Genomic DNA, 24,025 nt, shown 5'->3' on the forward strand with positions numbered 1-24,025 from the left:
GCGCGGCCCCGGCGCAATCGGGCAAAGTATTGATATACTCTTTGCCGCTTTCCGGCGCAGTCTTGGCCGGCTTGCGCCGGCTTCCTTCCTCGATCACCCTGCCAAGCGCCAGGTCGTTCCGCGCGCATCGGCTCATGTCGAAACCGGCGCCTGTTTCCTAAATTGCCCGTGGGGGCGCCACAGCGGAGTCCGTCTTGGCCGTTTCCAACATCATCGCTGACGATCCCGCACCCGACGCCGCGCAGGCGTCGTCGGGCAGCTCGTTCTATCTCGCGATGCGCATCCTTCCCGCCGCGCAGCGGGACGCGATGTATCAGATCTACGCGTTCTGCCGCGCAGTGGACGATATCGCCGACGAAGGCGCCCTGCCGCGCCGCGAACGCGCCGTCGCGCTCGACCGCTGGCGCGAGGACATCGACGCGTGCTATGCCGGCACGCCGAAGAAATCGCTCGAAGCCCTCACGCATCACATTCAGGCGTTCCAGCTTTCCCGCGACGACTTCCACGCCGTGATCGACGGCATGGCAATGGACGCCGCCGGCGACATCGTCGCGCCCGACGAAGCCACGCTCGACCTCTATTGCGATCGCGTGGCGAGCGCCGTCGGCCGTCTGTCGGTGAGGATATTCGGGATGCACGAGGACGCCGGGCGGCGTCTCGCGCACCACCTCGGCCGCGCGCTGCAACTGACCAACATCCTGCGCGACATCGACGAAGACGCCGCCATCGGCCGGGTGTATCTGCCGCGCGAACTGCTCGCGCGCGAAGGCATTTCGACCGCCGACGCGGCGAGCATCGTCGGCGATGCGCGGCTGCCGCGCGTGTGCGCCGTGCTCGCGGAGCGCGCCAAGGGTCATTACGCCCAGTCCGACGCGATCATGGCCGCCTCGCCGCGCGCTCAGGTGCGGGCGCCGCGCATCATGTCGGCGGCATATCGCGCCGTGCTCGACGCCAATCTGAAACGCGGCTTCGACCTGCCGCGCACGCGCGTGCGCACGCCGCGTGCGCGCCTGCTGTGGATCGTGGCGCGCAACCTGATCTGATGTCCGGGCGGGTGTTCGTCGTCGGCGCGGGCATTTCGGGCCTCGCCGCCGCGGTCCAGGCGCAACGGCGCGGCGCGCGCGTCGTGCTGCACGAAGCGGCGCCGCATGCGGGCGGCCGCTGCCGCTCCTACTTCGACTCGAAGCTCGGCGTCACCGTCGATAACGGCAACCATCTGCTGTTGTCCGGCAATGAATCTGCGATGGCATATCTGCGCGCAATCGGCGCAGCGGATACGCTGACCGGGCCGGCGCAGGCCGACTATCCGTTTTTCGATGTCGCGAGCGGCGACGCATGGACCGTCCGCATGTCGCCGGGACGCCTGCCGCGCTGGATTTTCGACGCCGACGCACGCGTGCCCGGCACGCAGCCCGCCGATTATCTGTCGTTCCTGCCGCTTTTCTGGGCGAAGCCGGGGCGTACGGTGGAGGAAGCGGCGCGCGGCAAGGACCGCGTCTGGAGTCTGCTCGTGCGTCCGCTGCTGCGCACGATGCTCAACGCCGACCCGTCCGAGGCGAGCGCCGCGCTGGCCGCGAGCCTGCTGCGCGAGACGGTCGCGGCGGGCGGTCAGGCGTGCCGTCCGCTCGTCGCGAAGAGCGGCTTGTCGCATTCGTTCGTCGAGCCTGCGCTGCGTCTGCTGCAATACGGCGGCGCGGAAATCCGGCTCGGCTCGCGCGTCGCGGGCATCGGGGTATCGGGCACGGATTCGAAGGAGCGTGTAAGCTCGCTGGCTTTCGAAGGCGGCGCCGAGCCGATCGCGCTTGCGCCGGGCGACGGCGTCGTGCTCGCGGTGCCGCCCGACGCCGCGCGCCGGCTTGTGCCGGACCTGAGCGCGCCCGACGAAACGCGGGCGATCGTCACGTTGCATTTCGCCGTGGACGTGCCGCGCGGTACGGCCGCAGCCCCGCCGATGACGTGTCTGGTCAACGGCATGGCGGACTGGATCTTCGTGGCCGACGGACGGCTCTCGGTCACGCTCGCGGATGCCGGACGCCGGCTCGCGACGCCGCACGAAGAACTCGCGCGGGCGGTGTGGCGCGAAACCGCGCAGGCGCTGCGTCTGCCCGCCGGGCCGACGCCGCCGTGGCAGGTCGTGGCGGAGGAACACGCGACGTTCGCCGCGGTGCCCGCGCAGGAAGGCTTGCGGGCCGCGACGCGCACGCGGTGGCCCAATCTCACGCTCGCGGGCGACTGGACGGCGACCGGCCTGCCCGCGACGATCGAAGGCGCGATCCGCTCCGGCCACAAGGCCGCGGACACGCTGTTGAACCCATCGATGGAACGCTGATGAACGATTTATCCTTGTCGGCCGTGGGCGCGCGGGTATCCGCCGCCGGGCTCGAAACCGCAGTCAACAAGGCCACCGATGCGCTGCTCGCGGCGCAACATCCGGACGGCTACTGGCTCTACGAACTCGAAGCGGACGCAACCATCCCCGCTGAATATGTGCTGCTCGTCCATTATCTCGGCGAGACGGCCGACGAAAAGCTGGAAGCGAAGATCGGCCGCTATCTGCGTCGCATCCAGCGCGAGGACGGCGGCTGGCCGCTTTTCACCGACGGCGCGATGGACGTCTCCGCGACGGTGAAGGCGTATTTCGCGCTGAAGATGATCGGCGATTCCCCCGACGCCGAGCACATGCAGCGCGCGCGCGGTGCGATTCTCGCTGCGGGCGGCGCGGAAAAGGTGAACGTGTTCACGCGCATCCTGCTCGCGCTGTTCGGCGTGGTGTCGTGGCGCGCGGTACCGATGATGCCCGTCGAGATCATGCGTCTGCCGATGTGGTTTCCGTTTCATCTGTCGAAGGTGTCGTACTGGGCGCGCACGGTGATCGTGCCGCTGCTCGTGCTCAACGCGAAGCGCCCGCGGGCGCGCAATCCGCGCGGCGTCCGCATCGACGAAGTGTTCACGAATCCGCCCGTCAACGCCGGCATGCCGGCCCGCTCCGGGCATCAGAAGCGCGGCTGGTTCGCGCTGTTCCGCGTGGTGGATGCCGTGCTGCGCGCAGCCGATCCGCTGTTCCCGAAGGCCGGCCGCGAGCGCGCGATCAATGAAGCCGTGCGTTTCGTCGACGAGCGCCTGAACGGCGAGGACGGCCTCGGCGCGATTTTCCCGGCGATGGCCAACTCCGTCATGATGTACGACGTGCTCGGCTACCCGCCCGAGCATCCGAACCGCGCGATCGCGCGCAAATCGCTCGACAAACTGCTGATCGTCGATGAAGCCGACGACGGCGAAGCGTATTGCCAGCCGTGCCTCTCGCCGGTGTGGGACACGTCGCTCGCGGCGCATGCGCTGCTCGAAACCGGCATGCCGAAGGCGCGCGCGGCGGTATCGCGCGGCCTCGAATGGCTGCTGCCGCTGCAGATTCTCGACGTGCGCGGCGACTGGGTCTCGCGCCGTCCGAACGTGCGTCCCGGCGGCTGGGCATTCCAGTTCGCGAACCCGCATTACCCGGACGTCGACGATACGGCCGTCGTCGCCATGGCGATGGAACGCGCCGATCGCGAGAACGGCACCGCGATGTACGGCGAATCGATCGCGCGGGCGCGCGAATGGGTCGTCGGCATGCAGAGCAGCGACGGCGGCTGGGGCGCGTTCGAGCCGGAGAACACGCAGTTCTACCTGAACAACATCCCGTTTTCGGATCACGGCGCGCTGCTCGACCCGCCGACCGTCGATGTCTCCGCGCGCTGCCTTTCGATGCTCGCGCAGCTCGGCGAAACGTCGGCGAACAGCGAACCGGCGCGGCGCGCGTACGACTACATCGTGAAGGATCAGGAGCGCGACGGCAGCTGGTACGGACGCTGGGGCATGAATTACATCTACGGCACCTGGTCGGCGATGTGCGCGCTCAACGCGGCAGGCGTCGCGCCGACGGATTCGCGCATGAAGCGCGCCGCCGACTGGCTGATCGGCATCCAGAACGCCGACGGCGGCTGGGGCGAGGACGGCGACAGCTATAAGCTCGACTATCGCGGCTACGAGCAGGCGCCGAGCACGGCGTCGCAGACGGCGTGGGCGCTGCTCGGGCTGATGGCGGCGGGGCTCGTCGAGCATCCGGCGGTGGCGCGCGGCGTCGGCTATCTGACGCGCACGCAGCAGGATCACGGTCTCTGGGACGAAACGCGCTTCACCGCGACGGGCTTCCCGCGCGTGTTTTATCTGCGCTATCACGGCTATCGCAAATTCTTCCCGCTGTGGGCGCTTGCGCGCTATCGCAATCTCACGCGCGAAGGCATCACCCGCGTCTCGGCGGCGATGTGAACGCGCCCGACGCCCGTTCCGCCCGCGCATTCCGTCACGCGGCGCCGGGCTTGCCCGTCGTGGCCGTCACCGGCATGGCGTTCGAGGCGAAGATCGTGCGCGGGCGCGGTGTCGATGTCGTGTTCGCGGCGCGCGCCGACTGGCTCGAACGCGCGCTCTCCGATGCAATCGCGCGCGGCTGCTCGGGCATCATCAGCTTCGGCACGGCGGGCGGGCTCGCGCCGGAACTCACGCCGGGCGCGCTGATCGTCGCAGACAGCGTGTGCGGGCCGTTCGGCGAGCTTCGGACCGATGCGGCGTGGTCGGCACGTATCTTCGATGCATTCGCGGGCACGCCCGTCGCGCGCGTCACGCAGCGCGGCGTGATCGCCGGCGTCACCGCGCCGGTGAAGAGCGAGACCGAAAAGCGCTCGCTGCATTCGTCGACGGGGGCGCTCGCCGTCGACATGGAATCGCACATTGCCGGGGCCATTGCCACCGCGCGCGGCCTGCCGTTTGCCGTATGCCGCGCGGTCGTCGATCCGGCGTGGCGCACGCTGCCGCCCGCCGCCACGGCCGGTCTGCGCGACGACGGCACGACCGCCATCCTCCCGATTCTCCGCGAACTGCTGCATGAGCCTTCGCAGCTTGGCGCGCTGCTGAGCCTCGCTTCGGACGCCCGCCACGCCCGCGCAACGCTGGTTCAGGCGCGCCATGCGCTCGAAACCGCGCGGGCGCTTGCATTCGACTGATTTGCTGCCCTCCGTCTTGCTTTCTGCGGGTTAACCCTCAATTCCGTATAATAAGGGAAAACCCTAATCATCCGCGCGCGGTTTCCTGTTTGTTCGGAGCTGCGTCGCAGCAGGAAAGAGAGGCAAGCAAATGAATTTTCATACTCGCAAATGGGTCAAGCCGGAAGACCTGAATCCGAACGGCACGTTATTCGGCGGCAGCCTGCTGCGCTGGATCGATGAAGAAGCCGCCATCTATGCCATTTCGCAGCTGGGCAATCAGCGCGTCGTGACCAAGTTCATGTCGGAGATCAATTTCGCCAGTTCGGCGCGGCAGGGCGACATCATCGAACTCGGTATAACGGCGACGCATTTCGGCCGCACTTCGATCACGCTGCGCGCGGAAGTGCGCAACAAGATCACGCGCAAGAGCATTCTGACCGTCGAGAAGATGGTGTTCGTGAACCTGGACGAGCAGGGCGAGCCCGCGCCGCATGGCCGCACGGCCATTCGTTATGCCGATGAACTGTTCGAAGCGTATCGCCGCGATCAGCGCACGGTGGAAGCGCCCAAAGCATCAGGCGACGATTTCGTCGAACGGGAAGCCGAAGAAGCGGCTCACTGAACGCAGAAACGGGCGCCTCGGCGCCCGTTTCGTTTTGTATCGCTTCGTTCGACTCGACGGCTTATTTGACGGCTGGTTGCGCTTCAGGATCCTGATACTGCGGCACGTCTTGCTCCTTGCCCGAACTCGGCGCGCTTTCCTGCGGCGCGGGCGATTTCCCGCCGACACCACCCGCCGGCGACGCCGCCGCGCCCGGATCGACGTAACTCGGCAAGCCCTGCTTCTCGCTGTTGCCGCCGCTTTCGCCGGGTGCGCCGCTGCCTTCCGGTGCGCTGGCGCCATCGGGAGCGGAAACGCCTTCATCGCCGTAATCCGGCAGCGTCGCCGCGCCGCCGCCCGTCAGCAGATACTGGCGGCGCTGCATGTAGGCATCGCGCACGAAGGCGTATTTATCCAGCGCGGCCGCCGAAAGCAGGTCGGTCGCGCCGATCAAGTCCGCACGCGCGCTCACGAAATTCACGCCGAACAGCGGCCAGCGGATTTCCGCCTCGGAATAGCTCAGCGGATTCACGCGCCAGTCGACCGCCCAGGTGGTGGCGTCGCGGAACGAACTCGGTCCGAGCAGCGGCAGCACGAGATACGGCCCCGAGGCGATGCCGTAGTGCCCGAGCGTCAGGCCGAAATCCTGATGATGCTTCGGCAGACCCGCCGGCGACGCGATATCGATCAAACCGCCGATGCCGAATACCGAGTTCATCGCGATACGCATCAGATCCTGCGTTGCGTCGGTGATCTTCAGCTGCAGCAGGTTGTTCGCGAAGTTGGAGAAATCGCCGAGATTCGAGAAGAAATTGCTGACGGCAGTGCGGAACGGGCTCGGCGTGTAATCGACGTAGAACTGCGCGACGGGCTTCGCGACGTAGGTGTCGAGCGTGTCGTTGAACGTGAAGATCTTGCGGTTCATCGGCTCGAGCGGATCTTTCGGATTGCGGTCCGGGCCGGTCGCGCAGCCGGCGGTCGCCAGCGCGCCCGCAATCATCAGGCTCATTCCCAACTTACGCACTGCAGGAGCGGTCAACGCCGTCGATCCCGACTTCATTCTTCAATTCCTCTTAGGTTGTCATGTCGTTGCGCCGCGCGCAGTTTCGCACGGTCGGCCGCGCGCACGCGGCGCGGCTTGCCCATCAGGACCGGCTGGAACACCACGGCGCCGACCAGCGTGCAGAAGAGCGACAGCGCCAGAAGCCGGCCCATGCTGGATGTGCCGGGATGATGCGAAAACCACAGGCTGCCGAACGCCGTGGCGGTCGTGGCGGCGCTGAACATCACGGCATGGGTCAGGCTCGATTGCAGCAGCCGCGTCTGGCCGGAGCGCCACGCCATCACGAAATAGATCTTGAACGCCACGCCCACGCCCAGCATGAGCGGCAACGCGATGATGTTGGCGAAATTGAGCGGCATCCTGAAGACGACGCACAACTCCAGCGTGACGATCGCGGAGACGAGCAACGGTACCAAAGTTCTTAAAACATCGCCGAAACGGCGCAGCGCGATCCACAACAGCACCGCGATTGCAATGAGCGAATACGCCGCCGCCTGCTCGAACGCCTTGATGATGGTCTCGGCCGAATGGCGCACGGAGATCGGGCCGCCGATCGCTTCGGGCTCGGCCTTCTGCACGGCATCGGCGAAGTGGGCGAGCAGCGTGTCGTCGTTGGGATCGACGCCGGGCGGGATCTTCGGCGAGACGCTGACGAGCGCCTGGCCCTGCGGCGTCACCCAGCTCTCGACCATCTGCGGCGGCAGCGTTGCGCGAGTGATTTCGGTCGGCGTCAGCAGCGCGCGCAGTTGCGCGAGCGCGAGGCGCAGCGGCTCGGCCATCGCGTGCTCGGCGCGGTCGCGCGCGGCGGCGTCGGCCTGGGCCAGCTTCGCGAGCGTCTCGGACAGATGCTTCGCTTCCTTGTCGCCCGGGCCGGGATGTTCGTCGGCGGCGAGCGAAAGCTGGTTCGACACGCGCTTCAACGCAGCGACGCGCACTTCGTCCGACACCGGCGACGCCGTCTGCTGATCGAGCGCCGGCAGCAGTTGATCCGCGGCGGCCTTGATGAGTTCGAGCTTCTTCGGCTGATCGGACGGAATCAGCGACGACAGCGTCGTCGCGCGCTCCACTTCCGGCAGCTTTTGCAGCTTCGCGGCGATGCGGTCCGCGTCCGCGAGCGAGGCGCCGAGCACGGCGACGTCGTTGACCGCGCCTTCGGGCGAATCCTTGAGCGAGGTGAGCGTCGCCATCGATTCGGTGTGCGGATCCTTCAGATGCAGCGGATTGAAGTCGAAACGCAACTGGAACAGCAGCGGCAGCGCGCCGATCACGACCACGAGCGTGCCGATCAGCACCGGCTTGCGATGCTTGTCGAGGAATTCGTCGACGGGTGCGAGCACCGGAAAGCCCGGCGAGTGCGCTTCGCCCGGCGGCGCGAACACCTTGATGAGCGCGGGCAGCAGCGTCATGTTGGTCACGTACGCGACGAACATGCCGACGCCCGCGATCAGCCCGAGTTCCGACACGCCGCGATACGCGGTCGGCAAAAACGAGAAGAAGCTCGCGGCGGTCGCGGTGGCGGCGAGCGTGAGCGGCACAGCGACATGGCGCGCGGTTTCCGCGAGCGAGACATCGAGGCGCTTGTGCTTGAAGCGCTCCTCGCGATATTTCACGCCGAACTGAATGCCGAAGTCGACGCCCAGCCCGACGAACAGCACCATGAACGCCACCGAGATCATGTTGAGCGCGTGGACCATCATGAGGCCGAGCGCGGCGGTGATCGCGAGGCCTACGAACAGCGTGATGAACACCGCGAGAATCATGCGCTTGGAACGCAGCGCGACCCACAGGATCATCAGCACGACGAGGAACGTGAGCACGCCGTTGAGCGCGGCGCCGTCCTGCACGGACGCGAATTCCTCGTCGGCAAGCGGCTGCGCGCCGGTCAGATGAAGCGTCGCACCATACTTTTTGTCGATGCCGAGTTCCGCCGCCTTCGCGCGAATTTCCTCGGAAGTGCCCGCCGCCGCCTTCAGCGCGTTGAAGTTCAGCTCCGGAAGCACGGTGACGAACGCGCGCCCGGGCGCATCGCTCTTCGACGAATCCGCCAGCGCGCGCCACGAGAACGCTGCGGGCTGATTGGAGAGCACGCGGTCGAGCACGGTCGCGCTTCTGCCGAGCAGACCGGCCATCTGGCCGAGATTGACCTGACCCGTCAGCAACGGCAGATTCAGGGTGGTGTAAAGCGTCTGCGCGAGACCGGTGAGCGTCGGGTCGTGCGCGAGCGTGTTGATGAGCGGCCGCGCCGAGGCGAGTTGCTTCGTGACCTGCTCGACCTTATCGACGGGCAGATAAAGCAAGCCGTTGTGTTCGAAGAACGCGCCGCCTTCCGGTTGCGACACCGACTTGAACCGGTCCGGCTCTTTGGCGAGCGCGGCGGCGAGTTCGTTTGCGGCGGCATCGGCGAATTCCTGCGCGGGCGCTTCGACCACGATCAGCAGGGTCGCGCCGCGCTGCGGAAAGGCGTCGTCGATGGCTTTACTGCGTGCCGCCCATTCGGGTTCCGTCTCGATCAGCTGACTGACGTCGGTGCTGATCTTGAAGTGATGGAAGACATAAGTTGAGCTCAACACGCCGAGCAGCAGCGAAACGGCGATAATCCACGCCGGGCGGCGGATGGCAAGTGTGACGAAGCGAGTAATGTTGGACGTCAGCATGAAGACGCTACCTGGTGTGTCCTGTTATTTTTGCGCGTGCGAAGCGCCATTGCATGATGACGACCGCCTGAAGTACAGATCATGTCCGCGATACGATGCGGCTGCCGCGCAAGTATAGCGGGCGCGTCGGAACAGTCCGTGCTTGAACTGTTGCGCCGCTGCGGTGTCGGTATACTGACCTCGCCGCCATTCTGCCGCTGCCGCAAGGCTTCAGGCCGCTGAGCCCGCGCCACCAAAAACCTGATTAGAGAACGGGTGCCATGAAACGCTATCTGTCTGTTTGCTTCGCTTTCCTCCTTGCCTCCGCATTCTTTGCGAACGGAGCGCTCGCACAATCCGCACAATCGAGTCCCGATGCCGTCGTGAAGGGCGCCGTCGAGGGCACCGTCGACGCGATGAAGGCGGACCCGCAGGCGCGCGGCGGCGACATGGCGAAGATCACGCAGCTTGTCGAGACGCGCTTTTTGCCCGCCACCGACTTCCAGCGCACGACGCGCATCGCGGTCGGCAAGGCGTGGGCGAGCGCCACGCCCGAGCAGCAGAAGCAGCTTTACGACCAGTTCCAGACGCTGCTGGTTCACACCTACGCCGCGTCGCTGTCGCAACTGCGCGATCAGGACGTGAAGTTCAAGTTCGACGCGCCCAACGTCGACGCCAACACCCGAGACACGGTCGTCGAGTCGCACGTCATTTCCACCGGCGGCGACAATCCGGTGCGCTATCGCCTGCAAAAGACGCCGCAGGGCTGGAAAATCTACGACATCGACATGATGGGCGCTTGGCTCATTCAGGTCTATCAGCAACAATTCGCGGGTCAGTTGCAAAAGGGCGGCGTCGACGCCCTGATCAAGTTCCTCTCCGAGCACAACGCCCGTTCCGCGGGCTAAAAAACGCGCCTTCGACGCGTCTCTTTCCGGCCGGGCCGGGCGTCATGTGCGGCGATGTTCCACCGCGAATTTGATCAGCTCGGCCTGCCCGTCGATATCCAGTTTGCGCTTCAAATTCAGCCGGTGCGTTTCCACCGTACGCACCGACAGTCCGTGCTGCTGCGCGATTTGCTTGCTGGACAAGCCTTCCGCCAATGCGTCGAGAATTTCCAGTTCGCGCGGCGTCAGGCGTTCGAGCGGCGTCTGCATCGAACGTGCCTGGATCATCCGAGCGGCAATGCCCGCGCTGAAGAAGGTCTTGCCGGCGAGCACGGCGTCGATCGCCTGAATGATTTCCGTCGACGGCGAATCCTTCAGCACATAGCCGCTCGCGCCCGCGCGCACCGCCTGCGTCACGTATTCGATGTTGTCGTGCATCGACAACATCAGCACGCGAATGCCCGGAAAGCGCTCGTGAAAACGCGCCGCCAGTTGAATGCCGCTCATGCCGGCCATGCCCACGTCCATGAGTACGAGATCGGGCGGATTCGCTTCGTCGGCGGCGAGCGCGAGCGCTTCGGCGGCGTTGCCCGCCTCGCCGGTCACGCGCAGATGCGGCACGGAATCGAGCCGCGCGCGCAGGCCGTCGCGTACGAGCGGGTGATCGTCCACGAGGATGATGCGGGCGGGTTCAGCGCTCATCGGTGCGTTCCTGGGTGGGTTCCTTTAGATTCGGCGCGGCGAGCGGCAGCGGCACCGTCGCGGCGATGACCGTGCGGCCGAGTTGCGAACTGATCGCCAGTGTGCCGCCGAGCGTGTCGAGCCGCTCGCGCATGTTGCGCAAGCCGACGCCGCTCGCCGGGTCGGAAAGCGCGCTTTGCGCGTCGAAGCCGCGGCCGTTGTCGGTGATGTCGAGTGTGACGGCGTGCGTCGCGATATCGAGCGTCAGCGCCGCGCGCGTGGCGTGCGCGTGGCGCGCGATGTTGGTCAGCGCTTCCTGCGCGATGCGAAAGAGCACCGTGTTGACGGGGTCGGGAAGCGTCGTGGTTTGCGCCGCACAAGGCGCGCCGTTCGCCATCCATGCGAAATGCGCCTCGATGCCGTCCTGCCCGTCGAATTCGCGCGCGAGTTGTTCGAGCGCGGCGGCGAGGCCGAGATCGTCGAGCATCGCGGGACGCAGCGCGTGCGAGATGCGGCGCACTTCGCGCAGCGTGCCGGAGAGCCGTCCGAGGCTCGTGGCGAGCGCGGCTTCGGCGGTCGGTTCGCGCGCCGCGCTGCGTTCGAAGCGCGCGAGCGCCGATTCGAGCAGCAGTTTCACCGAGACGAGCATCTGGCTGATGCCGTCGTGCAGTTCGCGCGACAGCCGCGCGCGTTCCTGTTCCTGCGATTCGACCACCTGCCGCGCGAGGCGCTTCAGCTTGGCGTCGGCGCTGCGATGCTCGCTGATGTTGAGCACCGCCCCGCACAGCGCGATGACCGCGAGCGCCGCGAGCGCGATTGCGCCGATCCACATCAACGTCCGCGCGATATTCGCGGCCGCCTGCGCATCGATGCGCGTGAGCGTCGTTTCGACATCCTCCAGATAAATGCCCGTGCCGATCATCCAGCCCCAGCGTTCGAGCGGCACGACGTAGCCGAGCTTGGGCGCAAGCTTGCCGGTGGACGGACGCCGCCACACGTAGCGCACATAGCCGCCGCCGCGCGACGCCTGCGTGATGAGCTCTTGGATGGTCAGCGCGCCGTTCGGATCGCGCATGAGCCACAGATCGCGGCCGACGAGATCGGGCTGGCGCGGATGCATCAGCGACGTGCCGCGCATCGTGTAGACGAAAAAGTAGCCGTCCTGGCCGAAGTCGAGCCGTTGCAGCGCGTCGAGCGCGAGGCGGCGGCGCTCGTCGTCGCTGCGCGGATCGCCGGCGGGCGCGTCGTAATACGGCGCGATCGTGCTCCTGGCGATCTCGACGTAATGCTGCAACTCGTTCTCCTTGCTCGACATATATGCGGCCTGCATCGTCTCGTGCTGCGCCTGCGCGAGCGATTCCGCCTGCTGCCGCACGCCGTACGTGATGCCGCCGATCGCCAGTGCGAACGGCACGATCGCCAGCAGGAAGATTTTTGCCTTGAGATTCATCGGCTCGAATGCGTTTCTCGCTACGTGATTCTACGTAGCGCGGGTACGTAGTTGTGCGCTTGTGGCGGTCTGGGGGAAGGCGAATACTACCGCCCAATGCGCTGCTATGGCGCATGGACCGCCACCGAGGGCTTACCCCGAGGGCCAACAATACTCAAGGAGACACCATGAATCGGGCTTCCGGATTCCTGGTCTGGATCGCGCTCGCGCTGCTGGGCGCGTTCGCATTCGGCACCATCGCGCTCGCGCACGGCGAGCGTATCAGCGCACTGTGGATCGTCATCGCGGCGGTCTGCGTGTATCTCATCGCTTACCGCTTCTATTCGCGCTTCATCGCGGCGAAGGTGCTGCAACTCGACGGCCTGCGCATGACGCCGGCCGTGCGTCACAACGACGGCCTCGACTACGTACCGACCAACAAGTACGTGCTGTTCGGCCATCACTTCGCGGCGATCGCGGGCGCGGGTCCGCTGGTCGGCCCGGTGCTCGCCGCGCAGATGGGCTACACGCCCGGCATGCTGTGGATTCTCGGCGGCGTGGTGTTCGCGGGCGCGGTGCAGGATTTCGTCATACTGTTCATCTCGACGCGCCGCGACGGCCGTTCGCTCGGCGATCTCATCAAGATGGAACTCGGCACCGTGCCGGGCGTGATCGCGCTGTTCGGTGCGTTCCTCATCATGGTGATCATTCTTGCGGTGCTGGCGCTGATCGTCGTGAAGGCGCTGACGAATTCGCCGTGGGGCACGTTCACCGTGGCCGCGACCATTCCGATCGCGCTCTTCATGGGCATCTATACGCGGTACATCCGGCCGGGGCGGATCGGCGAGGTGTCGATCATCGGCTTTATCGGCCTGATGCTCGCGATCACGTATGGCGGACAAGTCGCCGAATCGGCCACGCTCGCGCCGTACTTCACATTCACCGGCACGCAGCTCGTGTGGATTCTGATCGGCTACGGCTTCGTCGCGTCGGTGCTGCCGGTGTGGCTGCTGCTCGCGCCGCGTGACTATCTCTCGACCTTTCTCAAGATCGGCACGATTCTCGGCCTCGCGATCGGCATTCTGATCGTCGCGCCTGAACTGAAGATGCCGGCGTTCACGAAATTCGTCGATGGCTCGGGTCCGGTCTGGTCGGGCAACCTGTTCCCGTTCCTCTTTATCACCATTGCGTGTGGCGCGGTGTCGGGCTTCCACGCGCTGATCGCGTCGGGCACGACGCCCAAGATGATCGACAACGAAGTGAACATGCGCTTCATCGGCTACGGCGCGATGCTGATGGAATCGTTCGTCGCGATCATGGCGCTGGTCGCTGCGTGCGTGATCGAGCCGGGCGTCTATTTCGCGATGAACAGCCCCGCCGCGATGCTCGGCACCACGCCGGAAGCCGTCGCGCAGACCGTGACGGGCTGGGGCTTCATGCTGACGCCGGACATGCTGACATCGACGGCGAAGGCGGTCGGCGAGACGACCATCGTCGCGCGCGCGGGCGGCGCTCCGACGCTCGCGGTCGGCATGGCGCAGATTCTTCATCAGGTGATCGGTGGCCCTACGATGATGGCCTTCTGGTACCACTTCGCGATTCTGTTCGAGGCGCTGTTCATCCTGACCGCCGTCGATGCAGGCACGCGCGCCGGCCGTTTCATGCTGCAGGATCTGCTCGGCACGTTCCATCCGGCGCTGCGTCGGACGGAATCGCTGCCGGCGAATCTGGTCGCGACGGGCCTGTGCGTGGCCGCGTGGGGCTACTTCCTGTATCAGGGCGTGGTCGATCCGTTCGGCGGCATCAACACGCTGTGGCCGCTGTTCGGCATCTCGAACCAGATGCTGGCGGGTATCGCGCTGATGCTCGGCACCGTCGTGCTGTTCAAGATGAAGCGCGAACGCTACGCCTGGGTCACGCTCCTGCCGACGGTATGGCTGCTCCTGTGCACGTTGACGGCCGGCTGGCAAAAAATCTTCGACGCGAATCCGAAGGTCGGCTTCCTCGCCCACGCGGGCAAGCTGCGCGACGCTTACGATGCGGGCAAGGTGATGGCGCCGGCGAAGTCGCTGGCGGAAATGCAGCGCATCATCTTCAATGATTATGTGGATGCGGCGCTCGCGGGCCTCTTCATCTTCGTGGTGTTGAGCATTGCGGTGTATGGCGTGTTGTCGGTGCTGCGAGCGCGCCGCGAAGCGAAGCCGACGGTGCGCGAGACGCCGTTCGAGGCGATGCCGGCGGGCGCGGGCGCGGCGGTGCGCTCGGGACATTGAGTGCCATTGAGTGCATTGAGTGCCATTCAGTGCTTTAGGAGTTTGAAATGTTCAGCGATCTTCGACAAGCCGGCCGCTATCTCGGCCAGACGATGCGCCTGATGGTCGGCATGCCCGACTACGACGCCTACGTCACGCACATGCAGACGACGCACCCCGACAAACCGATGATGAGCTACGCGGAGTTTTTCCGCGAGCGGCAGGAAGCGAGGTATGGATCGGGGGCGGGGAAGTGCTGTTGATGTGATGCGGTTTTGCAGGTGATGGATGAGAACGCGACGGTGGGAGCCGTCGCGTTTTTCTTATGGTGCGTGCGTGGAAATGTCCGTTTTGCCTAACCCATTCGGACGAGGGTAAAATGACCACTTTAAAATGACTATAGGCGCTATCATGACTGTCAAGCGAGTGTCGAAATCGGAGTTCAAGGCCAAAGCGCTTGAATACTTTCGTCACGTGGAATCGACAGGAGAACGAATGATTGTGACAGACCATGGAAAGCCGGTGCTCGAAGTCCGGCGCTACGAGAATTCATCGCTCACGCCGCTGGAGGAATTGCGTGGCAGCGTGTTGTTTTACAACGATCCTGAGGAACCGGTGGGACTGGAGGACTGGGAGCTGCTTCCATGATCGTATTGGATACGCATGCGCTTCTATGGTGGGTTGAGGGTGCAGGGTTGAGCAAGCGGGCCAGCGCCGCGATCGACCGGGAAATCGAAGACGAGGGCGAAATTGTCGTCTCAACCATGACCGCGTGGGAAGTCATGCTTCTGGTCAAGAAGGGGCGACTGGGCCTTGCCATGGATGTTGGCGGTTGGTTCGACAAGGTCAGCAGAATCAACGGTGTACGTTTCGCACCTGTGGATCGGAACATTGCGCTCGCATCGGCTGATCTGCCGGGCAACTTTCATCAAGATCCCGCGGATCGAATGATCGTTGCGACCGCTCGCACGCTGTCCGCTCCGTTGGTGACGAAAGACAGGCAGATTCGAAGCTACGAGCACGTCAAGACCATCTGGTGACGCAAAACCAGCGACTGGACGTTTTGTGGCTTTTTTGACAAATTAGATGAATCTGATTCAACTCTATTTATTTAGAATGACTAAATATTTATTTGATGGATAAGTGTTTCGCTTCAGAAGATCAACGATGGCAACTTCATCATAGGTTTTCAGACGCAGCCTGGGGGCGGTGCTGGTGTGCGCTGGCAGATCGGCTGACACGAGCGGGGCCTAACACCGTTCCAGCCCAAAACAAAAAGGGCGGATGACCCCAGTCACCCGCCCTTCGCATCCCACAAGCTCGACGCAGAACTCAGTTCACCGCAGCCGCCGTCTTCGACCCCTTGTTCTTCTGCATCCGACCGATCTCTTCCAGCTTGATCTCGACGTGCTTCGAGAACACATACTCCGCCGGGCGCTGCTTGTCGATCGGCAGATCCTTCGCAAAGGCGCCCGTTGTGCGCGGGCCCGAAAGCGCGATCTTCGCGGCCTTCAGCGGATGCGCCACCGTATCCATCACGGCAGTCGCCTCGAAGCCGCAGTGGACCATGCAGTCCGCGCACTTTTCATACTTGCCTGTGCCGTACTTGTCCCAGTCGGTGGTTTCCATCAGTTCCTTGAAGGTCTTCACATAACCTTCGCCGACCAGATAGCACGGCTTTTGCCAGCCGAACACCGTACGCGCCGGGTTGCCCCACGGCGTGCACTGATACGTCTGGTTGCCGGCCAGGAAATCGAGGAACAGCGTCGACTGGCTGAACGACCAGTTCTTGCCGTTGTTGCCGCGCTTGAAGATCTCGCGGAACAGGTTCTTCGTCTTGTCGCGGTTCAGGAAGTGTTGCTGATCCGGCGCGCGCTCGTACGCGTAGCCCGGCGAAACCGTGATGCCGTCCACGCCGATCGGGCCGAGCGTGTCGAAGAACTTCGCCACACGTTCGGGTTCCGCGTCGTTGAACAGCGTGCAGTTGATGTTCACGCGGAAGCCGCGGCGCTTCGCTTCCTTGATGGCCGCGACGGCCTTGTCGTAGGTGCCCGGCTGCGACACCGAGTGATCGTGCGCTTCACGGTCGCCGTCGAGGTGAACGGACCAGACGAAGTACGGGCTCGGCTCGTAATCGTCCATCTTCTTTTCCATCAGCAGCGCGTTCGTGCAGAGATAGACGAACTTCTTGCGCGCCATGATGCCCTTCACGATCTGCGGCATTTCCTTGTGCAGGAGCGGCTCGCCGCCCGCGATCGACACGACCGGCGCGCCGCATTCATCGACGGCGCCGAGACACTCTTCGAGCGACAGGCGCTGATTCAGGATGGGATCCGGATAGTCGATCTTGCCGCAACCGTTACACGCGAGGTTGCAGCGGAACAGCGGTTCCAGCATCAGCGCGAGCGGGTAGCGCTTGTTGCGCGAAAAGTGCTGGCGAAAGATATAGGCGCCAACGCGGACTTTCTGGAGCATCGGGATAGACAATTGTCTGATCTCCTTATTCTTCGCGAATCGCCGTGGCCGCGACGGCGGCAAGCGGCTGCATGAGTTTCGCGGGGAGTTTGAATTCGACCTTTTCCTCGCGGCCGTCCATCGTCGAGACTTCGACGTGGCCGAACGCGCGCAGGGCATCGATCACATGTTTGACCATTTCCTCGGGCGCCGAAGCGCCCGCCGTGATACCGACCGTCTGCACATTGGCAAACCACTCCGGCCTGATCTCCGAACCGTCCGCGACGAGGTAGCTCGGCACGCCGCTCTCGGCGCCGATTTCCCGCAGACGATTCGAATTGGAACTGTTGGTAGCGCCGACCACGAGCAGCACGTCCACCTGGCTCGACAACTCGCGCACGGCGGCCTGGCGATTTTGCGTTGCATAGCAGATGTCGCGCGTGTCCGGCCCGACGATATCCGTGAAGCGCCGCTGCAAGGCATCGATGATGCCACGCGTGTCGTCCACGGACAGCGTGGTCTGCGTGACGTACGCCACGGGCGCATCGGTTTCGAGCGTCAGTTTCGCGACCTCGGCTTCGCTCTGCACGAGCACCACCTTGCCCGGAATCTGGCCGATCGTGCCTTCCACCTCGGGATGCCCCGCGTGACCGATCAGAATGAGCGTGCGCCCCTGCGATACATACTGGCGGCCCTGCACATGAACCTTCGTGACGAGCGGGCAGGTCGCGTCGAGCACGTCGAGGCCGCGCGTCTCCGCGTCTTTCTCGACACTCCGCGCCACGCCGTGCGCGCTGAAAATGGCGACTGCGCCGTGCGGCACTTCATCGAGTTCTTCGACGAAGCGAGCGCCCTTGCCGCGCAGATTATCGACGACATGACGGTTATGAACGATCTCGTGACGCACATAAACCGGTGCGCCATGTCGTTCGAGGGCCCGATCGACGATTTCGATCGCACGGACCACGCCCGCACAAAAGCCGCGGGGTTGAGCAAGGATGATACGCATATTCGAACGAACTCCGACTGACGCGGGTTTCGGGTTAGCGGCGCGAAGCTCGCACTTTCCCGTGAATCGGGCCAAAAAGGCCGGGAAAGCAGACCGGAAAAAAAGACACAGTGGTATCGGTCTGCGCGCCTAAGATGACCGCGTATTCTATCGCGTTCCCTTTTTGGGTGCTCAATGCCTGCGCCGCTATGCGTCGCGCCGCGCATCACGCAAATACGGCGATTTTCAGAACCCAGTAAACTGTCGATCGCTTCGGGCCGCGCGCCCGTGAGGCTCGCGCAACGCTGCCGCGTATAACGGCGTGCGGGCCTGCTCCATCGCGCTGTCCCCGTTTTGTATTTTTGGCGCAACGCATAGCCGCTGCGCATCGCCGGAATGGCCGGGCCGTTCCCATCGTAACGCCCGGATTTGGCGGGGCCGGATCGCACCGTGGTCGCGGCAGCCGGTCGCGCGTTTTCCAAAAAGCTTTTTACTTATCTCATGCTATTAATCGCCTGGTTGTCTTTTCTGATCTGGATCGTGCTGCTTTTCGCGCGCGGCGGTTTCTGGCGTGCCGAGCCCGCGGCGGCGCTGTCCGAGACGACGATCCACGCTGTCGGCAATGCCGAGATCGCGCGCCGCGGCGCGTGGCCGGCGCTCGTCGCTGTCGTGCCTGCGCGTAACGAAGCCGATGTCATCGGGCGCGCGGTCGGCTCGTTGCTCAAGCAGGACTATGCGGGCGCGTTCCACGTGATCGTCGTCGATGACCATAGTACTGACGGCACCGCCAGCGTCGCACTCGCCGCCGCGCGCGACCTCGGTCTCGAAGACCGGCTGACGGTGCTGACCGCGCAGCCGCTGCCGCCGGGCTGGTCGGGCAAGGTGTGGGCGCAGTCGCAGGGCATCGGCGCGATCGATTCGCTCGGGTTGCCCGCCGAATACCTCATGCTCACCGACGCCGACATCTACCATCCGGCCGATGCCGCGACGCAACTCGTCGCGCGTACGATTCTCGAAGACCGCGACCTCGTTTCGCTGATGGTGCGTCTGCGTGCCGATTCGCTCTGGGAAAAGGCGCTGATCCCGGCGTTCGTGTTCTTCTTCGCCAAGCTTTATCCGTTCGCGTGGGTCAACGACGTGAAGAAACCGACGGCGGGCGCAGCCGGCGGCTGCATGCTGGTGCGCCGCTCGGCGCTGGTGGAGGCGGGCGGCATCGAATCGATCCGTCAGGAACTGATCGACGACTGCAGCCTCGCTGCGCGCATCAAGCATCGTACGGGCCGCAGCGCCGCGCGGCCGATTCGCCTCGATCTCGCCGAGGGCAGCGAATCGCTGCGTCCGTACGACAGCTGGCGCGATGTCTGGAACATGATCGCGCGCACGGCGTTCACGCAACTGCGTTATTCGCCGCTGCTGCTGGTCGGCACGGTGATCGGCATGGCGATCATCTATCTCGCGCCGCCGGTGCTCGCCCTGACGATGGGCGCACGCGCCTGGCCCGCGTGCGCCGCGTGGGCGTTCATGTGCATCGCTTACGGGCCGATGCTGCGCTACTACCGGAGATCGCTGCTGTGGGCGCCGCTGTTGCCGCTCGTCGCGTTGTTCTACGTGAGCGCGACGATCGGCTCGGCCGTGCGTTACTGGAGCGGGAAGGGCGGACAGTGGAAGGCGCGCGTACAGGCGCCGACGCAGGAAGGTTCCTGACGCAAAGGGGTCTTACTTCTGCGTCAACAGGGCGTATAGCTCAATAACCATGCTCGGCGAAAACGTGAACGGCACCCAGCCGTGTCCGTTGTGACGCATCAGCAGAAGCCGGTCGCCATTGGCGGACTTCTGCGCTGCCATGAGCGGATTCTTGGTCGCCGCGAAGCGCCAGCCCGGCGCGATGCCGGCCGGCTGCTCGACGGACATCGACGCCCGCACATTCGACAATTCCTCGATCAGCTCCGACACGCCTTCCGGGCTCAGCTTCACCGATTTTCCCGCGATGGTCATTTCGATGGCGTTTTGCTCCGGACGCGACACCACGAGCGTGGGCGGCTCGTTCAGCGCGGGCGGTTCAGCGGGCGCAGGTACGTTGTCGGGCGGGGCCGTCCGGCCCAGTGCGGGCGGCTCGGCGGGTGCGGTTTCATCGGCATGCGCTGGCGCGGCGGCTGCCGATTGCGTCGATGTAGCGAACGGCTGAGCCGGGGCGGGCGATGCGGTGGCGATCTGAAGGAGCGCGTCGAGGCTCGACTCCAGCGTGCCGAGCTGGTCATGTAGATTCATGCGAGTGTGTCTGTTGTCTTGCGAGCGTGCGGCGAGGCACCGATTCTACCTGCTCACATTTGGCGAAGCCGGCACAGGTTGTAACCAATTGCACCGAACGTGCGGATTCCACGACAGTTTTTCTGCGTGAGACAGGCGTGCCCGGCATTCATGTGCCCAGAAACAAAACCGGCATCTCCGTGGAGATGCCGGTTCGTCGAGGCGCATCCGGCTTCGATGCGCCCGTGCGTGCTTACTTCGCGCGCGCCTCTGCATCGGCCAGCGCGGCGTTGAGCGTCTTGCTCGGACGCATCACGGCTTCGAGCTTCTTCTCGTCCGGCTTGTAGTAGCCGCCGATGTCCGCTTCCTGACCTTGCACGGCCGCGAGTTCGTCGACGATCTTCTGCTCGTTCTCAGTCAGCGTCTTCGCGAGCGGCGCGAACAGTTCGGCGAGTTCGCGGTCTTCCGTCTGCTGCGCGAGTTCCTGCGCCCAGTAGGTAGCGAGATAGAACTGGCTGCCGCGATTGTCCAACTGGCCGGTCTTCGGCGACGGGCTCTTGTTGTTGTCGAGCAGCTTGCCGGTGGCGGCGTCGAGCGCCTTCGCAACGAGCTTCGCACGCGCGTTGTTATGCTTGATGCCGAGTTCTTCCAGCGACACCGCCAGCGCGAGGAATTCGCCGAGCGAGTCCCAGCGCAGGTGGTTTTCCTGCACGAGTTGCTGCACGTGCTTCGGTGCCGAGCCGCCCGCGCCGGTCTCGTACAAGCCGCCGCCTGCCATCAGCGGAACGATCGACAGCATCTTCGCGCTGGTGCCGAGTTCCATGATCGGGAACAGGTCCGTCAGATAGTCGCGCAGGATGTTACCGGTAGCCGAGATCGTGTCCATGCCGCGGATCACGCGTTCGAGCGTGTAACGCATTGCGCGCACTTGCGACATGATGTGGATTTCGAGGCCGGTGAGGTCGTAGTCCTTCAGGTACGTTTCGACCTTCTTGATCAGTTCGTTTTCGTGCGGACGATACGGGTCGAGCCAGAACACCGCGGGCATGCCCGAATTCTTCACGCGCGTCACGGCGAGCTTGACCCAGTCGCGGATCGGCGCGTCCTTGACGAGGCACATGCGCCAGATGTCGCCCTTCTCGACTTGCTGCGTCAGCGCCTCGATGACTTCGCCCGACGCGTTGTCGACGATGCGCGCCGTGCCGTCTTCCGGAATCTCGAAGGTCTTGTCGTGCGAGCCGTACTCTTCGGCCTTCTGCGCCATCAGACCGACGTTCGGGACCGTGCCCATGGTCTTCGGGTCGAACGCGCCGTTGGTCTTGCAGAAGTTGATGATTTCCTGATAGATGCGCGCAAACGTGCTTTCCGGGATCAGGCACTTGGTGTCCTGCGGACGGCCGTCGGCGCCCCACATCTTGCCGCCGGCGCGGATCATCGCGGGCATGGAGGCATCGACGATCACGTCGTTCGGTGCGTGCAGGTTCGAGATGCCCTTGGCCGAATCGACCATTGCGAGCATCGGGCGATGCTCGTGGCACGCGTGCATGTCGCGGATGACTTCATCGCGCTGCGATTCCGGCAGCGCCTCGATTTTCGAGTACAGATCGACGAGACCGTTGTTCACGTTGACGCCGAGTTCCTCGAACAGCTTCGCGTGCTTGGCGAACGCGTCCTTGTAGAACACCTTCACGGCGTGGCCGAAAACGATCGGGTGCGACACCTTCATCATGGTCGCCTTGACGTGCAGCGACAGCATGACGCCGGTCTTGCGCGCGTCTTCCATCTGGTCTTCGTAGAACTGCACGAGCGCGTTCTTGCTCATGAACATGCTGTCGACGATCTCGCCTTCCTGCAGCGTGACCTTCGGCTTGAGCACGATGGTCTCGCCGCGCTTCGTGACGAGTTCCATGCGCACTTCGCGGGCGCGGTCGTTCGTGATCGACTTTTCGCCGTGATAGAAGTCGCCGTGCTTCATGTGCGCGACGTGCGTGCGCGAAGCCATGCTCCACTCGCCCATGCTGTGCGGATGCTTCTTCGCGTAGTTCTTGACCGCGAGCGGCGCGCGGCGGTCCGAGTTGCCTTCGCGCAGCACCGGGTTCACGGCCGAGCCGAGGCACTTCGAATAGCGCGCGCGGATGGCTTTCTCTTCGTCGTTCTTCGGCTCTTCGGGGTAGTCGGGCAGCTTGTAGCCCTTCGACTGCAGTTCCTTGATCGCGCTGATCAGCTGATGCAGCGACGCGCTGATGTTCGGCAGCTTGATGATGTTGGTGTCGGCGTCTTGCGTGAGTTCGCCGAGATGCGCGAGGTTGTCCGGCACCTTTTGCTCGTCGGTCAGAAATTCGCCGAACTCGCCGAGGATGCGGCCCGCGACGGAAATGTCGCTCGTTTCGATGTTCACGCCCGCCGGCGCGACGAAGGTGCGGATGATCGGCAGAAAGGCGCTGGTCGCGAGCAGCGGGGCTTCGTCGGTCAGGGTGTAGATGATGGTGGGTTGCTGGTTACTCATCGCTTGTCTCGACATCCGAAAACAGGTTGGGAAAAAACCGCCGGCCTCAAATCGCCTTTCCGGCAACAAACCGCTATTCTGCCTGAAATTGCGTGACGCGCGTGCGAAAGAAGCCTTGCACGGACGGCCAAAACGGGCGTTTTTCTTGCTATATCAAATACTTAGATTTTTTCAAGTCTTATACAAGAGTTGCGTTCCGGCGTCTTCGTTGCGGCAGCCGGAACGTTTCACGAAATGATTTCGCGCATCACCCGGCGAAATAGCCGTTTGCGCGGAACCAGTCGAGCGCGTCCTTCAGCCCCTCGCGATACGGACGCGCGCCGTATCCCAGTTCGCGTTCGGCCTTGGCCGAGGTGAAGTACATCTTGTTCTTCGACATGCGCAGCGCGTCCACGGTGACGAACGGCTCTTTGCCGCTGAACTTCGCGAACAGTTCCGCGCCGACCGCGAGCGGATAGAGCGGCCCGCGCGGCAGCTTGATGGTCGGCGGCTTGCGCCCGACGAAGCCCGCGATATCCGCCAGCATCTGCTGCAACGGCAGGTTTTCGCCGCCGAGAATGTACCGTTCGCCGATCTTGCCGCGTTCCAGCGCGAGAAAATGCCCGTTCGCGACGTCATCGACGTGCACGAGGTTCAGGCCGGTATCGACGAACGCCGGAATCTTGCCCGTCGCCGCTTCGAGGATGATGCGCCCGGTCGGCGTCGGGCGCACGTCGCGCGGGCCGATCGGCGTCGACGGATTGACGATCACCGCAGGCAGCGCGTTTTGGGCGACCATGCGCTCGACCGCGCGCTCGGCCAGCACCTTGCTGCGCTTGTAGGCGCCGATCGTGCTCGCCGCATCGGAGGGTTTGGTTTCGTCGACGATCGCGCCGGAACTCGTCACCTTGAGCGTCGCGACGCTGCTCGTATAGACGATGCGCTCGACGCCTTCGGCCAGCGCCGCGCGCATGGTCGCCTCGGTGCCTTCGAGGTTGGCGCGCTCGATTTCGCTCGGGTCCGGCGCCCAGATGCGGTAATCCGCCGCGACGTGGAAAAGGAAGCGCACGCCTTTGAGCGCGGCGCGCATCGAGGCTTCGTCGCGCATGTCGCCGACGACGATCTCCGCGTCCAGCGCCTCGACGTTCTTGCGCGGACTCGTCGCGCGCACAAGCACGCGCACGTCGAAGCCGCGTGCGATGGCGAGCCGCGCGACCGCGGACCCGACAAATCCCGATGCGCCCGTGACAAGCACGCGAGAGCCGGAAAAATCAGTCATTCTTA

20 protein-coding genes are annotated in these 24,025 nt (G+C 64.5%); 11 read left to right on the plus strand and 9 right to left on the minus strand.

From position 1 onward, the window contains the following. Positions 1-194 precede the first annotated feature (194 nt). The 5 genes from hpnD to BRPE64_RS14430 all read left to right on the plus strand — a co-directional run bounded on the left by hpnD (position 195) and on the right by BRPE64_RS14430 (position 5,643). Positions 195-1,043, plus strand: coding sequence for a presqualene diphosphate synthase HpnD (gene hpnD / locus BRPE64_RS14410; RefSeq protein ID WP_016354171.1), 849 nt, complete (start codon positions 195-197; stop codon positions 1,041-1,043). Beyond that, a complete protein-coding gene (hpnE, locus tag BRPE64_RS14415) occupies positions 1,043-2,329 on the plus strand; it encodes a hydroxysqualene dehydroxylase HpnE (protein WP_044042223.1) in 1,287 nt (428 codons plus the stop codon). Before hpnD ends, hpnE begins: the two co-directional genes overlap by 1 nt. Further along, on the plus strand, positions 2,329-4,308 hold the full coding sequence (gene shc / locus BRPE64_RS14420; RefSeq protein ID WP_016354173.1) for a squalene--hopene cyclase: 1,980 nt from the start codon (positions 2,329-2,331) through the stop codon (positions 4,306-4,308). Before hpnE ends, shc begins: the two co-directional genes overlap by 1 nt. A gap of 74 nt (positions 4,309-4,382) precedes the next feature. Continuing rightward, entirely contained in the window at positions 4,383-5,039 is a 657-nt protein-coding gene (locus tag BRPE64_RS14425) for a phosphorylase (RefSeq protein WP_051180483.1), read from the plus strand. Between the two features lie 130 nt (positions 5,040-5,169). Beyond that, on the plus strand, positions 5,170-5,643 hold the full coding sequence (locus tag BRPE64_RS14430; RefSeq protein WP_016354175.1) for an acyl-CoA thioesterase: 474 nt from the start codon (positions 5,170-5,172) through the stop codon (positions 5,641-5,643). 61 nt (positions 5,644-5,704) lie between these two features. Here the strand turns inward: BRPE64_RS14430 and BRPE64_RS14435 are convergent, their stop codons facing one another. Together BRPE64_RS14435 and hpnN are read right to left on the minus strand one after the other, a co-directional pair. Continuing rightward, positions 5,705-6,631 carry an MlaA family lipoprotein gene (locus tag BRPE64_RS14435; RefSeq protein ID WP_016354176.1) on the minus strand — a complete coding sequence of 309 codons (927 nt, stop codon included), beginning with the start codon at positions 6,629-6,631 and terminating at the stop codon, positions 5,705-5,707. Between the two features lie 47 nt (positions 6,632-6,678). Next, a complete protein-coding gene (gene hpnN, locus BRPE64_RS14440; RefSeq protein ID WP_016354177.1) occupies positions 6,679-9,339 on the minus strand; it encodes a hopanoid transporter HpnN in 2,661 nt (886 codons plus the stop codon). 260 nt (positions 9,340-9,599) lie between these two features. On the opposite strand from hpnN, the gene BRPE64_RS14445 reads away from it, so the two are divergent. Continuing rightward, positions 9,600-10,226: an MlaC/ttg2D family ABC transporter substrate-binding protein gene (locus tag BRPE64_RS14445; protein WP_016354178.1), complete on the plus strand. Its 627-nt coding sequence runs from the start codon at positions 9,600-9,602 to the stop codon at positions 10,224-10,226. 42 nt (positions 10,227-10,268) lie between these two features. Here the strand turns inward: BRPE64_RS14445 and BRPE64_RS14450 are convergent, their stop codons facing one another. Both BRPE64_RS14450 and BRPE64_RS14455 read right to left on the minus strand, forming a co-directional pair. Then, on the minus strand, positions 10,269-10,907 hold the full coding sequence (locus tag BRPE64_RS14450) for a response regulator (protein ID WP_044042224.1): 639 nt from the start codon (positions 10,905-10,907) through the stop codon (positions 10,269-10,271). Further along, positions 10,897-12,336 carry a cache domain-containing protein gene (locus BRPE64_RS14455; RefSeq protein ID WP_016354180.1) on the minus strand — a complete coding sequence of 480 codons (1,440 nt, stop codon included), beginning with the start codon at positions 12,334-12,336 and terminating at the stop codon, positions 10,897-10,899. The genes BRPE64_RS14450 and BRPE64_RS14455 overlap by 11 nt, the downstream gene beginning before the upstream one ends. A 167-nt stretch (positions 12,337-12,503) precedes the next feature. On the opposite strand from BRPE64_RS14455, the gene BRPE64_RS14460 reads away from it, so the two are divergent. The 4 genes from BRPE64_RS14460 to BRPE64_RS14475 all read left to right on the plus strand — a co-directional run bounded on the left by BRPE64_RS14460 (position 12,504) and on the right by BRPE64_RS14475 (position 15,607). After that, on the plus strand, positions 12,504-14,588 hold the full coding sequence (locus tag BRPE64_RS14460; RefSeq protein WP_016354181.1) for a carbon starvation CstA family protein: 2,085 nt from the start codon (positions 12,504-12,506) through the stop codon (positions 14,586-14,588). Positions 14,589-14,635: 47 nt separating this feature from the next. Beyond that, positions 14,636-14,830 (plus strand): YbdD/YjiX family protein, encoded by a 195-nt coding sequence (locus tag BRPE64_RS14465; RefSeq protein ID WP_016354182.1) that lies wholly within the window; start codon positions 14,636-14,638, stop codon positions 14,828-14,830. A gap of 145 nt (positions 14,831-14,975) precedes the next feature. After that, entirely contained in the window at positions 14,976-15,215 is a 240-nt protein-coding gene (locus BRPE64_RS14470; RefSeq protein WP_408608256.1) for a type II toxin-antitoxin system Phd/YefM family antitoxin, read from the plus strand. Continuing rightward, the gene (locus BRPE64_RS14475; protein ID WP_044042225.1) at positions 15,212-15,607 is read left to right on the plus strand and encodes a type II toxin-antitoxin system VapC family toxin; all 396 of its coding nucleotides are present in this window, start codon (positions 15,212-15,214) and stop codon (positions 15,605-15,607) included. The genes BRPE64_RS14470 and BRPE64_RS14475 overlap by 4 nt, the downstream gene beginning before the upstream one ends. A gap of 292 nt (positions 15,608-15,899) precedes the next feature. Here the strand turns inward: BRPE64_RS14475 and hpnH are convergent, their stop codons facing one another. Together hpnH and ispH are read right to left on the minus strand one after the other, a co-directional pair. Continuing rightward, on the minus strand, positions 15,900-17,054 hold the full coding sequence (hpnH, locus tag BRPE64_RS14480) for an adenosyl-hopene transferase HpnH (protein WP_044042226.1): 1,155 nt from the start codon (positions 17,052-17,054) through the stop codon (positions 15,900-15,902). A 13-nt stretch (positions 17,055-17,067) separates the two neighbouring features. Continuing rightward, positions 17,068-18,030 (minus strand): 4-hydroxy-3-methylbut-2-enyl diphosphate reductase, encoded by a 963-nt coding sequence (ispH, locus tag BRPE64_RS14485; protein ID WP_044042227.1) that lies wholly within the window; start codon positions 18,028-18,030, stop codon positions 17,068-17,070. Positions 18,031-18,510: 480 nt separating this feature from the next. On the opposite strand from ispH, the gene BRPE64_RS14490 reads away from it, so the two are divergent. Then, a complete protein-coding gene (locus tag BRPE64_RS14490) occupies positions 18,511-19,713 on the plus strand; it encodes a glycosyltransferase (protein ID WP_044042637.1) in 1,203 nt (400 codons plus the stop codon). A gap of 12 nt (positions 19,714-19,725) precedes the next feature. Here BRPE64_RS14490 and BRPE64_RS14495 read toward each other — a convergent pair whose 3' ends face one another. From BRPE64_RS14495 to hpnA, 3 genes are all read right to left on the minus strand, one after another. Then, entirely contained in the window at positions 19,726-20,277 is a 552-nt protein-coding gene (locus BRPE64_RS14495; protein WP_016354188.1) for a hypothetical protein, read from the minus strand. A 232-nt stretch (positions 20,278-20,509) separates the two neighbouring features. Continuing rightward, positions 20,510-22,762, minus strand: coding sequence for an NADP-dependent isocitrate dehydrogenase (locus BRPE64_RS14500; protein WP_044042638.1), 2,253 nt, complete (start codon positions 22,760-22,762; stop codon positions 20,510-20,512). Positions 22,763-23,009: 247 nt separating this feature from the next. Continuing rightward, the gene (gene hpnA / locus BRPE64_RS14505) at positions 23,010-24,020 is read right to left on the minus strand and encodes a hopanoid-associated sugar epimerase (RefSeq protein WP_016354190.1); all 1,011 of its coding nucleotides are present in this window, start codon (positions 24,018-24,020) and stop codon (positions 23,010-23,012) included. Positions 24,021-24,025 lie beyond the last annotated feature (5 nt).

The organism is Caballeronia insecticola, assembly GCF_000402035.1.
Classification (GTDB): domain Bacteria; phylum Pseudomonadota; class Gammaproteobacteria; order Burkholderiales; family Burkholderiaceae; genus Caballeronia; species Caballeronia insecticola.